Origin of the sequence: Enterobacter sp. D2 (assembly GCF_034427575.1) — a bacterium.
In the GTDB taxonomy this organism is placed as follows: Bacteria; Pseudomonadota; Gammaproteobacteria; order Enterobacterales; family Enterobacteriaceae; genus Enterobacter; species Enterobacter cloacae_M.
On sequence record NZ_JAXQPP010000001.1, the window covers coordinates 1,139,026 to 1,152,453 of the forward strand.

The 13,428-nt window shown below is 57.0% G+C and carries 12 protein-coding genes; 4 read left to right on the forward strand and 8 right to left on the reverse strand.

Going from position 1 to position 13,428, the window contains the following annotated elements:
• Positions 1-10: 10 nt before the first annotated feature.
• Positions 11-1,399 (forward strand): Re/Si-specific NAD(P)(+) transhydrogenase subunit beta, encoded by a 1,389-nt coding sequence (pntB, locus tag SPG90_RS05560; protein ID WP_032668239.1) that lies wholly within the window; start codon positions 11-13, stop codon positions 1,397-1,399.
• Between the two features lie 120 nt (positions 1,400-1,519).
• On the opposite strand, the gene uspE is transcribed toward pntB, so the two are convergent.
• The 7 genes from uspE to SPG90_RS05595 form a co-directional block, all read right to left on the reverse strand.
• The gene (uspE, locus tag SPG90_RS05565; RefSeq protein WP_023311476.1) at positions 1,520-2,470 is read right to left on the reverse strand and encodes a universal stress protein UspE; all 951 of its coding nucleotides are present in this window, start codon (positions 2,468-2,470) and stop codon (positions 1,520-1,522) included.
• A 109-nt stretch (positions 2,471-2,579) separates the two neighbouring features.
• Positions 2,580-2,762 carry a hypothetical protein gene (locus SPG90_RS05570; protein WP_014883604.1) on the reverse strand — a complete coding sequence of 61 codons (183 nt, stop codon included), beginning with the start codon at positions 2,760-2,762 and terminating at the stop codon, positions 2,580-2,582.
• 146 nt (positions 2,763-2,908) lie between these two features.
• Complete coding sequence (fnr, locus tag SPG90_RS05575) at positions 2,909-3,661, reverse strand: fumarate/nitrate reduction transcriptional regulator Fnr (RefSeq protein ID WP_006174991.1); 753 nt, start codon at positions 3,659-3,661, stop codon at positions 2,909-2,911.
• 183 nt (positions 3,662-3,844) lie between these two features.
• Positions 3,845-4,360: a methylated-DNA--[protein]-cysteine S-methyltransferase gene (gene ogt / locus SPG90_RS05580; protein ID WP_045401311.1), complete on the reverse strand. Its 516-nt coding sequence runs from the start codon at positions 4,358-4,360 to the stop codon at positions 3,845-3,847.
• Positions 4,361-4,370: 10 nt separating this feature from the next.
• On the reverse strand, positions 4,371-5,897 hold the full coding sequence (gene abgT, locus SPG90_RS05585; protein WP_029740288.1) for a p-aminobenzoyl-glutamate transporter: 1,527 nt from the start codon (positions 5,895-5,897) through the stop codon (positions 4,371-4,373).
• 36 nt (positions 5,898-5,933) lie between these two features.
• Positions 5,934-7,379, reverse strand: a complete 1,446-nt coding sequence (locus SPG90_RS05590) for a M20 family metallopeptidase (RefSeq protein ID WP_126303204.1) — start codon at positions 7,377-7,379, stop codon at positions 5,934-5,936.
• A complete protein-coding gene (locus SPG90_RS05595; protein WP_126303205.1) occupies positions 7,379-8,689 on the reverse strand; it encodes a M20 family metallo-hydrolase in 1,311 nt (436 codons plus the stop codon). Before SPG90_RS05595 ends, SPG90_RS05590 begins: the two co-directional genes overlap by 1 nt.
• A gap of 175 nt (positions 8,690-8,864) precedes the next feature.
• Here SPG90_RS05595 and SPG90_RS05600 point away from each other — a divergent pair, with 175 nt between their 5' ends.
• Positions 8,865-9,776 carry a LysR family transcriptional regulator gene (locus SPG90_RS05600; RefSeq protein ID WP_045401298.1) on the forward strand — a complete coding sequence of 304 codons (912 nt, stop codon included), beginning with the start codon at positions 8,865-8,867 and terminating at the stop codon, positions 9,774-9,776.
• A gap of 354 nt (positions 9,777-10,130) precedes the next feature.
• Positions 10,131-10,694, forward strand: a complete 564-nt coding sequence (gene smrA, locus SPG90_RS05605; RefSeq protein WP_045401296.1) for a DNA endonuclease SmrA — start codon at positions 10,131-10,133, stop codon at positions 10,692-10,694.
• Between the two features lie 27 nt (positions 10,695-10,721).
• Here the strand turns inward: smrA and tcp are convergent, their stop codons facing one another.
• Positions 10,722-12,383 (reverse strand): methyl-accepting chemotaxis citrate transducer, encoded by a 1,662-nt coding sequence (tcp, locus tag SPG90_RS05610; protein ID WP_045401293.1) that lies wholly within the window; start codon positions 12,381-12,383, stop codon positions 10,722-10,724.
• Positions 12,384-12,527: 144 nt separating this feature from the next.
• Between tcp and SPG90_RS05615 the strand changes: the two genes are divergently transcribed.
• Positions 12,528-13,394 carry an aldo/keto reductase family oxidoreductase gene (locus SPG90_RS05615; RefSeq protein ID WP_045401290.1) on the forward strand — a complete coding sequence of 289 codons (867 nt, stop codon included), beginning with the start codon at positions 12,528-12,530 and terminating at the stop codon, positions 13,392-13,394.
• Positions 13,395-13,428: the final 34 nt, after the last annotated feature.

The following is a 13,428-nucleotide window of genomic DNA, read 5'->3' on the forward strand; positions in this document are numbered from 1 at the left end:
GGGGTAGCATATGTCTGGAGGATTAGTGACAGCCGCATACATTGTTGCTGCAATCCTGTTTATTTTCAGTCTGGCGGGGCTTTCCAAACACGAAACGTCTCAGCAGGGTAATAACTTTGGTATCGCCGGGATGGCGATTGCGCTGATTGCCACCATCTTCGGGCCGGATACCGGCAACGTGGCGTGGATCCTGGTGGCGATGATCATCGGCGGCGCGATTGGTATTCGCCTGGCAAAACGCGTTGAAATGACCGAGATGCCGGAGCTGGTTGCCATTCTGCACAGCTTCGTGGGTCTGGCGGCGGTGCTGGTGGGCTTCAACAGCTACCTGTATCACGAACCGGGCCTGGAACCGATTCTGGTGAATATCCACCTGACGGAAGTGTTCCTCGGTATCTTCATCGGTGCGGTGACCTTCACCGGTTCCATTGTCGCGTTCGGCAAGCTGCGCGGGAAGATCTCCTCTAAACCGCTGATGCTGCCAAACCGTCATAAGCTGAACCTCGCGGCGCTGGTGGTGTCGTTTGTTCTGCTGGTGGTCTTCGTGCGTACCGAAAGCGTGGGCCTGCAGGTACTGGCGTTGCTGGTGATGACCATCATCGCGCTGGCGTTTGGCTGGCACCTGGTGGCGTCCATCGGCGGTGCGGATATGCCGGTGGTTGTCTCGATGCTGAACTCCTACTCCGGTTGGGCGGCAGCGGCGGCAGGCTTTATGCTGAGCAACGACCTGCTGATCGTCACCGGTGCGCTGGTGGGTTCTTCCGGTGCGATCCTGTCTTACATTATGTGTAAGGCGATGAACCGCTCGTTCATCAGCGTTATCGCCGGTGGTTTCGGGACCGATGGGTCTTCTTCCAGTGCGGATGAAGAAGTGGGTGAGCACCGTGAAATTTCTGCGGAAGATACCGCAGACATGCTGAAAAATTCGCACTCCGTGATCATCACTCCAGGCTACGGCATGGCGGTGGCGCAGGCGCAGTATCCGGTTGCGGAAATCACCGAGAAGCTGCGCGCGCGCGGCATCAAGGTTCGCTTTGGTATCCACCCGGTGGCAGGGCGTCTGCCAGGCCATATGAACGTGCTGCTGGCGGAAGCGAAAGTGCCTTACGACATCGTGCTGGAAATGGATGAGATCAACGATGATTTCGCCGACACCGACACCGTGCTGGTCATTGGCGCCAACGATACCGTTAACCCTGCGGCACAGGACGACCCGGGTAGCCCAATCGCCGGTATGCCTGTTCTGGAAGTATGGAAGGCGCAGAACGTGATTGTGTTTAAACGCTCCATGAATACCGGCTATGCCGGGGTTCAGAACCCGCTGTTCTTCAAAGAGAACACCCACATGCTGTTCGGCGATGCTAAAGCCAGCGTGGATGCGATTCTGAAAGCGCTGTAAGTTGCGCTGAAACGAAAAAACCGCCGAATTCGGCGGTTTTTTTATTGCCGGGTGGCGCTGACGCGTACCCGGCCTACGGGTTTGTAGGCCCGGCAAGCCTGTGCCGCCGGGCGTCAGGCGTTAATCGTCTTCCGGATCGTCCAGCTCAACCGGCGTCTGGTAATCATCCGGCTTAATGACCAGCAGGTCGCAGCGCAGATGGTCGATCACCTGTTCGGCGGTGTTGCCGAGGAAGGCGGCAGAAATACCGGTCCGGCCGATGGTACCCAGCACCACAATCCCCGCCTGCAGGTGTTCCGCCAGATCCGGGATCACCTCTTCAGGCAGCCCTTTTTCCACGTGGGTCATTTTCTCATCGATGCTGAATTTCTGACGCAGCGTTTTCATGGCCAGCAGATGCTGACCCCGGATCGCGTCGTTGTACACGCTCGGGTCAAATTCAGGCAGCTCAATGGCGATATTGATCGGCGTGACCGGATAGGCGCCAACCAGATGCACTTCGGTATGATTCACCTGGTCGGCAAGCTGGATGGTCTCCTTCACCAGCTTCTCGTTCAGCGAGTTGTGGTAATCCTCTTCGCTCGCGAGGTTTACCGCCACAACGGCTTTCCCGCCTTCAGGCCACGGCTGGTCTTTCACCATCCAGACCGGGCAAGGACATTTGCGCAGCAGGTGCCAGTCGGTCGGGGTGAAGATCACGGATTCCAGCTTGTCGTGCTGGTGCGCCATCTTCAGCAGCAGGTCGTGCCCGCCGGCGACAATTTCCTGGATGATGGCTTCGAAAGGTCGGTTATGCCAGACCACTTTAATATCAATGGGCACGCCCGCTTCCAGATAATACTTCGCCTGTTCACGGATCCACGCGGTACGCTGGCTGATGACGCCCTGACGCATAGCGGTGCGCTCGTCAGGCGACAGAAGGGTGGTCATCTCATACGAGAAGTCATAGATCGGCAAAAACGCTTTGATTTTGCCACCAATCCGTTGATGTAAATACACAGCACGTCGTAATGCCGGCTGATCGTCCTGATTCGGATCGATAGCTACCAGCATGTTTTGATACTTGGCCATACAGGTCTCCTTACTACTGTCACCACAGTCTGTAATTAAAAGAGTAACCTATATATCCTGAATGAAACAGAGGGGAGGTTTTGCCAGATCAATAATTCATGAAAATTTATCAGAGGAAAAGCACCGTCGTCGTCACCGCGATAAACGCAATAAACAGCAGCACCATCACCGCTATCGCAAAGGTCGTGGAGTCCTGAACGTAGGTTTTTTCCTCCCCCTTCATTGGGCCGACAAGCATGATCCAGATGAAGATAAAGGTCACAGAGGCAATCACGACTGAAACGAAAAACAAACTTTCTCTCAATTCATAACCTCAACGAGAACCTTTTGGGTGCTGTGTGGGGACGTGCTACGGTGAAAATATCTTGAAACGGGAGTGATTATACCAGACCAATAAATCACAAGAATTTATCAGTCTGGTCATCAACATGCGGAGAGTTACGCTACGTTGCGGGCGTGCCCGGCAAGAACGGCCAGCGCCTCACCGTTTTCGATAGTGATGTATTTACCTTTAACGGCCAGCATCCCGCTTTTCTGGAAACGGCCCAGCAGACGGCTGATGGTTTCCACGGTCAGGCCCAGGTAGTTACCGATATCGCCACGCGTCATCGTCAGACGGAACTCACGCGGCGAGAAGCCACGCTCGGCGAAGCGGCGGGAGAGGTTGTAGATAAATGCGGCCAGGCGCTCTTCTGCGTTCTTTTTAGAAAGCAGCAGAATCATGTCCTGATCGCCTTTGATCTCACCGCTCATCAGACGCATCATCTGCTGACGCAGGTTAGGCATCTTGCCGGACAGATCGTCCAGGGTTTCAAACGGGATTTCGCAAACCATAGAGGTTTCGAGTGCCTGAGCAAAGCTCGGGTGATGGCCCGTGCCGATGGCATCAAAGCCCACCAGGTCGCCCGCCAGATGGAAGCCGGTGATCTGCTCATCACCCTGTTCGGTGATGGTGTAGCTTTTGATGGTGCCAGAACGGATAGCATAGAGCGATTTCAGTTCGTCTCCCGCTTTAAACAGCGTCTGCCCTTTCTGAATAGGCTTTTTGCGCTCAATGATATTATCAAGCTGATCGAGTTCATGCTCATTCAGGGTAAACGGGATACAGAGCTGGCTGATGCTGCAATCCTGGCAATGGATAGCACAACCGCCAGACTGAATGCGTCGTATAATTCGCTTTTCCGGGATCATAGGTTTGCTCAAGCCTTAATTGATATTGGTCAATTTTAACATCTTTTTGGTAAGTACGTAAGCCTGACAAACCCTCAATAAGGACAAGAGACGGCAACGTGTCGCCATCTTCTTGAAATTCCACAGCTTGATTATGGATTTTTAGCCTAACCGGTAGAAAATTAAGCACAAAAAGCCTGGAAGCTAGAGCAGGAGATACCCTTCGTGACGCAGCAGCCACTCTTTTCGCTGCACGCCGCCGGCATAGCCTGTCATGGTGCCGTTGCGGCCAATGACGCGATGGCAGGGCACCACGATGCTGACCGGGTTAGAGCCGTTAGCGGCACCCACCGCGCGTGCGGCGCCCGCGCGGCCTAACTGCTCCGCGAGCTGGCCGTAATGCATGACCTGCCCGCACGGAATCGACCGCAGCGCCTGCCACACTTCGCGCTGAAAAGGCGTGCCAGCCGTGGCGGTCGGCAGAGTATCAATGATGCTGAGATCGCCTTCGAAGTACGCCGCAAGCTTGTCGCTCAGCCCACCCGGGTTGGTTGCGCTGATACGTTCATAACCCTGCAAGCGGTAATGAATATTGAGCAGCTCTTCCATGCGGTCGCTGTGCTCTTCCCACTCAACGGCGCGCAGATTGAACGTCTCATCCGCGATAACCCACAGCGGTCCAAGCGGCGTCGCAATCTTATCTTCGAGTAATCTCAGCATCCTCATTCCTTCAGTTCAGCCTCGGGTATATTCCCGGCCCAATCGGCAGTCCGACAAGATACCATGCCACCAGCATCACCAGCCATACCCCTAAAAAGATAAGCGGGTAGGGTAAAACCAGCGAATAGTAGGTACCCAGTTTGGCCTCGGGTTTATAGCGCTGGAGGAAGCCTAAAAACAGCGGAACAAACGGCGAGACCGGCGCCAGCGGTATCACCGAGGAGTCCGCGATGCGGAACAGGATCTGGGCAAATGCAGGATGAAAACCCAGCATCATAAACATCGGCACGAAGATCGGGGCCAGAATCGACCAGATGGCGGAGCCGCTGGCGATAAACATGCACAGCAGAGATGAGAGCAGCGCCAGGCCGACAAACGCCGGTACGCCGCTTAATCCGGCCGCCTCCAGCGCATCGGTCAGGCCCACGGCCATAAACTTGCCCATGTTGCTCCAGTTAAACATCGCCACAAACTGCGCCAGCGGGAACACCATCACGATAAAGCCCGCCATCTCCTTCATCGGCTCGATCATCAGCTGCGGCAGATCGCCCTGACGGCGGATTTTGCCGGTCGCGATACCGTAGGCGAGCGAGACGACAAAGAAAAACAGAATAATCAGCGGCACGATGCCCTGAATAAACGGCGAGGGCAGGACGGTATGTTTAACCGGATCGCGCAATATGCCGTTTTCCGGCACCACCATCAGCGCCACCAGCGCGATAAAGGCCAGCGAGACCACGCCCGCCACGCGCAGGCCGAAGCGCTGCTCTTTGCTCAGGGTCTCCAGCTTTTCATCGCTACGGCCTTCCCATTTACCCAGCCGCGGCTCGATGATTTTATCGGTAATCAGCCCGCCGACAATCGTCAGGACAATCACCGAGCTGGCCATAAAGTACCAGTTGTCGATCACGCTGACGTGCATTGCCGCATCGATGGTCTTTGCCGCCTCCGTGCTGATGCCAGAGAGCAGCACGTCGGTGGTGACGATTAGCAGGTTGGCGGTAAATCCACAGCCCACGCCCGCAATCGCCGACAGCAGGCCCGCCACGGGGTGACGCCCGACGGCGAGGAAAATCAGCGCCCCCATCGGCGGCATGATCACCAGCGCGGCGTCGGAGGAGATATGGCTGAAGAAGGCGATAAACAGCACCATATAGCTGGCGTAACGCGCGCTGACGTGAGAAGCCATCTTCACCATTAATGCAGGCAGCAAGCCCACGCGTTCAGCCAGCCCGGCGCCCAGCACCAGCGCCAGAATGGCGCCCAGCGGGGCGAAGCCGCTGAAGTTTTTAATCACGTTGGGTAAAAACCAGTGCAGCCCGTCAACGCTGAGCAGGTTTTTTACCGCCACCAGGCTGCCGTCAGCCGGGCTGCGCACGCTCACGTCAAAGGCGGAGAGCACGGCGGTGGCGACCATTAAAATCACAATCAGATAGATAAACAGCAGGAAAGGGTGCGGCACTTTATTGCCGATCCTTTCAACCCAGCCATAGAGCTTACCGGATGGGGAATGCGAAGGTATGGAAGACATACTCATGGGCGTTCCTCGGGAGTGTTGTTGTGTTGTGTTTTTTTATTTTAAAGGTGACGGTGTCACGCCCTGTGGGATCGGACACACGTACGGTTTTTCTTGTATTTGTTGTTCGAACTCTTCACGGCATTTTTTCAGCAGCGCCGCGTCCTGCAGCAGGTTAAGCGCGGTTGCGCCCATCACTTTTCCGGCCAGCAGCATGCCTTTGTGGGCAATGGAGGTACGTCCCTGCGCCACCAGCTGCCAGGTGTGCAGCGGCGTGCCGACGGTAAAGCAGGGGCTGAAGCACTGGGCGACCGGCATTTTCCAGCTGACGTCGCCCACGTCGGTTGAACCCGCCAGCACGTTGTCGGTGATGGCATAGGGAGCGACTTCATCCACCAGCAGCGTCTCCTGATGACGCCGGGCAAAGGCTTTACCCGCATCACCGCCCGTCGCGGCAATATTTTTCAGACTGTTTTGCAGATCGTTGGGCGTCAGGGTGGTGCGGATCTCGCGGGCGAAGGCGCGTTCTTCCTCCGTCCAGAGCGGCGTGCCGTAGTGCTGCAGGGCGCGATACATCGCCGCCTCGAGCGTGCGGTTTGGCAGGTAGCTGGAGCAGGCTTTATCAAAGCGACACTCGACGGTGGTTTCGGTCATCATCGCCGCGCCCTGGGCGATTTTATCGATGCGTTCGTAGATCTGCTGCGCATCGGCCATCTCCGGGGCGCGGATCAGGTACAGCACCTCGGCCTGCGCCTGCACCACGTTGGGTGAAATCCCGCCGGTATCGGTAATGGCGTAATGGACGCGCGCTTTCTCAATGATGTGTTCGTTGAGGAAGTTGGTGCCGGTAGTCATCAGCGTCACGGCGTCGAGCGCGCTGCGTCCCAGATGAGGGGAGTTGGCCGCGTGTGCCGCCACGCCGTGAAAACGCCAGGCGGCCTGAATATTCGCCAGCGTGCTGACGTTAAACATCCCGGCGAAGGCTTCCGGGTGCCAGGTGACGGCGGCATCAACGTCATCAAACAGACCTTCGCGCACCATAAAGGTTTTCCCGGAGCCACCTTCCTCGCCGGGACAGCCATAAAAACGCACCGTTCCGCTGCCGCCGTGCTGCTCCAGCCAGCTTTTCACCGCCACCGCGCCCGCAAGCGCCGCGGTGCCTAAGAGGTTATGCCCGCAGCCGTGGCCGTTGGCCCCCGGCGTGGCGGATTGCGCCGTCGCGCAGTGCGCCTGCTGGCTTAGCCCGGCCAGCGCGTCGTATTCGCCCAGCAGGGCAATGACCGGTTTCCCGCTGCCGAAGCTGGCGATAAAGGCATTTGGAATACCGCCGGCCTCGCGCGTCAGCGTGAAGCCCTCGGCCTCCAGCTCGCTGGCCAGCCGTTCGGCGGACCAGAACTCTTCGAAGCGGGTTTCAGGACGATCCCAGATCGCGTCGGCAATATCGGTTAACGTCCGACATCGCGTGTCGATCGCATCGGCAATAAAAGCGTAGTTCTCCTGCATTACACACCTCGCGTCCACGGGAAATTGAGCGCAGTTCGCGCCAGCGTTTCAATGGCAATCGCCATGACCTGTTCATCGAAGTCGAATTTTTCGTTGTGATGTCCGGCGCTCAAATCCGTGCCGAACACCATATAGGACGCCATGCCGCCGTTCTCCTGCACGCGGGCCATCATCAGCGTGGCGTCTTCGGAACCCGCTGGCGCCTTCACCTTATCGATGGCGTGAATAATCCCGGAAACCCGGCTCGCCTGTTCGCGCAGGTAATCAACCCACGCCGGTGTCGGCGCGCTGGAGGTTGCGGCGCCCATCAGGCGCATCTCGGCGCTCACGCCGTAGAGCGCCGCTGCGCCGGTAATAACCGCCTGCGCGCGTTCAAAGACATACTGATTAATCGCTTCGCTTTCGCCGCGCGTTTCAACCTTTATCAGGGCATTCGCGGGCACCACGTTGCGTCCGCTGCCCGCCTGCATCACTCCGACGTTCACCCGAGAGGCGCCGTCGCTGTGCGGGGCGATGCTGTGCAGGGCGAGGGCGGCCTGCGCGGCGGCGAGCAGGGCGTTACGTCCGTCCTCCGGTTTACCGCCCGCGTGTGCGGCAACGCCGGTAAAGTTCACGTCAAACTTGGTGGTGGCCATAAAGTTATCGCTGCCGCAAATCACCGTTCCGGCAGGTACGCCGGTACCAATATGGATGGCCGTGTAATAGTCCACGTCGTCCAGCGCCCCGGCGGCAACCATGGCGTGCGCGCCGCGGGTACCTTCTTCGGCAGGCTGGAAGATCAGCTTGATGGTGCCGTTGAGCTGCGCGTCATTCTGCTTAAGCACCTGGGCCAGTCCCAGACCAATCGTGGTGTGGCCGTCGTGCGCGCAGGCGTGCATCATGCCCGGATTGCAGGAGGCAAACCCGTCGCGGAACGGGCGATGGCTGTCGTCAAGCGCTTCGCTTAAATCAAGGGCGTCCATGTCGACGCGAAACGCCAGGGTTGGGCCCGGGCGGCCGGTATTCAGGGTGGCGACAATGCCGGTGAACCCGCCTTCAAACGGCGCCAGCCATTTCTCAGGCGCGCCCTGCGCCCGCGCGCGGGCAAACTCTCGCGCCAGGGTTGTGTCATCGGGTAACCCCATCCGGCTTTCGGCATCGACCACGTCGCGGCCCATCGCCAGTGCGTAACCCAGCGAGTCCAGTATTTCCGCGACTTTCGCGGCGGTACGAAACTCTACCCAGCCGGATTCCGCAAAATGGTGAAAATCGCGACGCCACGCGCTCAGCTGCGGCGTTAACGTCTGGATGTACTGCGCCAGTGTGTCCATATCTGTTCCTGTCATCATTAAAATATGTGAACTGCTTCACGCTGTGATAGTTTTTACTTATCACTAACCGATTTTTCACAGTTTCAACCGTTCAGGAATTACCCTCGCACATCCCTTTCCATTAAAGTAGATGACAGTTTCTTTACTCTGATAAACAACGGTTATCGGTCGGGCTATGACATTCCAGATTAAATTTCATCAAATCCGGGCGTTTGTTGAGGTTGCGCGTCAGGGCAGCATTCGCGGTGCCAGCAGGACGCTGAATCTTTCGCAACCGGCGCTGACCAAATCCATCAAAGAGCTGGAGGAGGGCATGGCGGCGCAGCTTTTCGTGCGCAGGAGTAAGGGCGTCGCGTTGACCGAATGCGGTGAGGGCTTTTACCAGCGCGCCCGGTTGATTCTGGAAGAGCTGCGTGCCGCGCAGGATGACATCCGTCAGCGGCAGGGTGAGCTGGCCGGGCAGATCAACATCGGAATGGGGGCCAGCGTTTCGCGCACGCTTATGCCCGCCGTTATCACACGCTTCCATGCGCAGCATCCGCAGGTCAAGGTGCGGATAATGGAAGGGCAGCTGGTGTCGATGATCAATGAATTACGCCAGGGCGAGCTGGACTTCACCATTAACACCTATTATCAGGGACCTTACGACCAGGAATTTACGTTTGAAAAACTCTTCGAGAAGCCGTTTGCGGTATTTTGTCGCGAAGGGCATCCGGCAACGGGGGCAACGTCGATTAATGAACTTCTGCATTATAACTGGACAATGCCGACGCCGCGGGGAAGTTATTATAAGCAATTAGAGGAGGTATTTAGCTATCGCTCGCAAATACCGCGAATTGGTGTGGTCTGCGAAACATTTTCTTCCTGTATTAGCCTGGTCGCGCAAAGTGATTTCTTAAGCATTTTGCCGCAGGAGTTAGGCTGTGACCCACTGCTGGCACACCGTCTGGTCATGTTACCGGTTGTCGAATCGCTTCCCAAAGCAGCATATTATTTAATTCAACGCCGTGATTCACGTCAGACGCCCCTTGCTGAATCATTAATTACGCAATTCAGAAGGGAAGCGAGAAAATTAATCGGAGCGTGAAATGCCTATTAAAAAAACAGGATCTGCCCGACATCAGACAGACCCTATAGTACACACAGCAGTGCGTCCTTTCGCCAATCCTGGGTATTATTTCCATGGGGCAGGTATATTTAGGTATAACACCTTTCCCGAAAAATGAAAGGCGGGCGAGTGATTGATTTCACGAAATTTTAACATAAATCACGTATTTTACCTTTGCTGAAATTTTAGTTAAGTCTGATTTAAGTTTATTTAATAATTACTATATATATTCATCAGGTTAATATTATTGCCACGCATCGCCCTGTAACGGTGATTGAGACCGGTCTCTGGCGCAGGTATAGTACAGTCCTCAGATGTAGCCGGAGGATGTCCATGAACCCTGACGACAAATCCTTTTTTCTTGACGCCATGGAAGATGTCCAGCCCCTGAAGCGCTGCGCGGATATTCACTGGCAGCCCAGCCGCAATACGCGGACGCGCGAGGAGGTGGATAGCGAACAGCTGGATAACTTCCTGACGCTGGATTTTCTTGACGTGCTTCCCCTGGAAGAACCGCTGGCGTTCCAGCGCGAAGGGGTACAGCAGGGCGTTATTGATAAGCTGCGCACGGGTAAATACGCCCGTCAGGCCAGCTTAAACCTCCTGCGTCAGCCCGCCGAACGCTGCCGTCAGATGCTCTATTCTTTTATTCGCCAGGCCGGACGAGACGGGTTACGCAATCTGATTATCATTCACGGGAAAGGGCGCGAGCAGAACTCGCATCCCAATGTGGTGCGCAGCTATCTTGCGCGCTGGTTAACCGAATTTGAGGAAGTGCAGGCCTTCTGCGTGGCGCTGCCGCATCACGGCGGCAGCGGGGCATGTTACGTTTCACTGCGTAAATCCGGTGAAGCAAAACAGGAGAACTGGGAGCGGCACGCCAAGCGCAGTCGCTAGCGGGCGATATTCTCGCCCGCCCGAAACTCAAAAGGTTTCCCAGTTGCTGTCGGTGGAGGCGTTTGCGGTTGCCGGGTGCAACAGCTGGGGCGTTTTCACGCTGGCCGGGCGCGGGGCTACCGTTTTTTCTTTGCCGTTCAGACGAAACGCGGCTACCGCCTGGCGCAGCTGCTCGGACTGATCTTCCAGTGCCGCAGCCGCCGTGGCGGACTCCTGCACCAGCGCGGCGTTTTGCTGCGTCACGCTGTCCATCTGCGAAACGGCCAGGCTCACCTGCTCAATACCGCGGCTCTGCTCGTCAGAGGCAGATGAAATCTCACCCATAATATCGGTCACGCGGGTCACGGCGGCGACAATTTCCTTCATGGTGGTGCCAGCCTCGCTGACCTGCTCAGAACCGGTATTCACCCGGCTGACGGAGTTCTCAATAAGCCCTTTGATCTCTTTCGCCGCCTGCGCGCTGCGGCTCGCCAGCGTACGGACTTCACCTGCAACAACCGCAAAACCACGGCCCTGTTCCCCGGCGCGTGCCGCTTCCACCGCTGCGTTAAGCGCCAGAATGTTGGTCTGGAACGCGATGCTGTCGATCACGCCGGTAATATGCGCAATTTGCTGCGAACTGTCGGCGATTTCGTTCATGGTGCGAACCACGTTATCCACGACGTGACCGCCGCGCGCGGCCGTTTCAGAGGCGTTTTTCGCCAGCAGCGTGGCCTGACGGGCGTTATCGGAGTTCTGTTTAACCGTCGCGGTCAGCTCTTCCATGCTGGCGGCGGTCTCTTCGAGCGAGGCGGCCTGCTGCTCGGTGCGGGCGGAAAGATCGTTGCTCCCTGCGGCAATTTCGCCTGCGCCGGTGTAGATGGAATCTGTACTTCCACGTACGGCGCTGACTGTGGTCACCAGCGACTGCTGCATCTCATGCAGGCCCGCGGCCAGCTGGCCCATCTCATTGCGACCGGAGATAGCGATCTCCTGCGTCAGGTCACCCCCTGCAATGGCGCGAATATGGTTCATAATGGAGTGGAGGGGTTTTAACAGCAGGTGTTGTAAACCCTGCCAGATGACCACCAGAACCGCGATAACGGCCAGCAGAATAGCCGCCAGCGTCCACTGCATCTGCGTGAAGCTGCTCTGGTTCTCTTCGGTTGCGGCCTTCAGCAGGGTGTTGTTTTCGGCGCGCCAGCGGTTATAGACCGCTTCCATCTCGTCCTGCGCCTGCTGCGCGTCCAGATCGCCATAGGCCTGGTAGTTGTCGGCACGCAGATACTCAATCGATAAGCGCATCACTTCGTGCATCTGGTTCCAGGACTTCTGCATCTCGTCGGTTAATACCGCCTCCTGGCCGTTAACCTGCGGCAGCTTCTGCCACTCTTTGTTATAGGCTTCGGCTTTTGCCAGCGAGTCGGCTGCGGTGCCAAGCAGTTTATTGATCGCCGCAAGTGAAGCCGGGTCACGCTGGTTTTTCAGGTAGCGGATCGCCACGCGGGTGACGGTGACGCGTGTTTTCACCAGCGTGTTTACGCTGTCGCTCAGGCTTTCCTGCTGGGCATTGAGCACGCCGGAATTCTGGAAGTTATGGCGATCGTTGCTGACGGCAGAGTAGAACAACCCTCCCGTGACAACTTGCAGCAGACAGAATATGGTGAGGGCAAAGATAATACCGGTAATCACGTGCAAATTTTTCAGCATAGCGGTCGTCCGTTAGAAAGGATGCAGAGGTACACCAATACTATCGTCGTATAGAATTTAAACTTTAATTTAACTCGCGCTTAACTAAGGGCTCCGGTGAGGAACCTGTTGTAAATCCGGATCATTTTTATGAGGAAGGTTAACATGAGCAGCATTGATAAAAGCGGGACGTACGCGCTCGGGACGCGGACGGTAAAACGACTGGGCTACGGTGCGATGCAGCTCGCCGGGCCGGGCGTCTTTGGCCCACCGAAGGATAAGCAGGCCGCGCTGGACGTGCTGCGCGAAGCGGTGGCGGCGGGGGTGAACCACATTGATACCAGTGATTTTTATGGTCCCCATGTCACTAACCAGCTGATCTGCGAGGCGCTTCACCCATACCGGGACGATCTGACGCTCGTCACCAAGATTGGTGCCCGCCGCAACGACAAAGGTGCCTGGCTGCCGGCCTTTTCCGCGCAGGAACTGACTCAGGCGGTGCATGACAACCTGCGTAATCTACAGCTGGACGTGCTGGACGTGGTGAATCTGCGGATCATGTTTAGCGCACACGGGCCGGCGGAAGGGTCGATTGCGGAACCGCTCTCCACCCTGGCCGAATTACAGCAGCAGGGTCTGGTGCGTCATATTGGCCTGAGCAACGTCACGGCCACTCAGGTTGCGGAAGCCCAGAAGATGGTCCCGGTGGTGTGCGTGCAGAACATGTACAACATTGTAAACCGGGGTGACGACGCGCTGGTGGATCTGCTGGCGCAGCAGGGGATCGCGTATGTGCCGTTCTTCCCATTGGGAGGCTTTACGCCACTGCAATCTTCAGGGCTGAAGACCGTCGCGGATTCACTGGGCGCCACGCCAATGCAGGTTGCGCTGGCATGGCTGCTGCAACGTTCCCCGAATATTCTGCTGATCCCGGGCACCTCTTCCGTAGCGCATTTACGGCAAAACCTCGCGGCGGGGGAGCTGCGTTTGCCGCCTGAAGCACTGGAAACGCTGAATTCGCTGAGGGATTAAAGGTGACACGCGCAAAGCCTGAAGGATGCTTCCG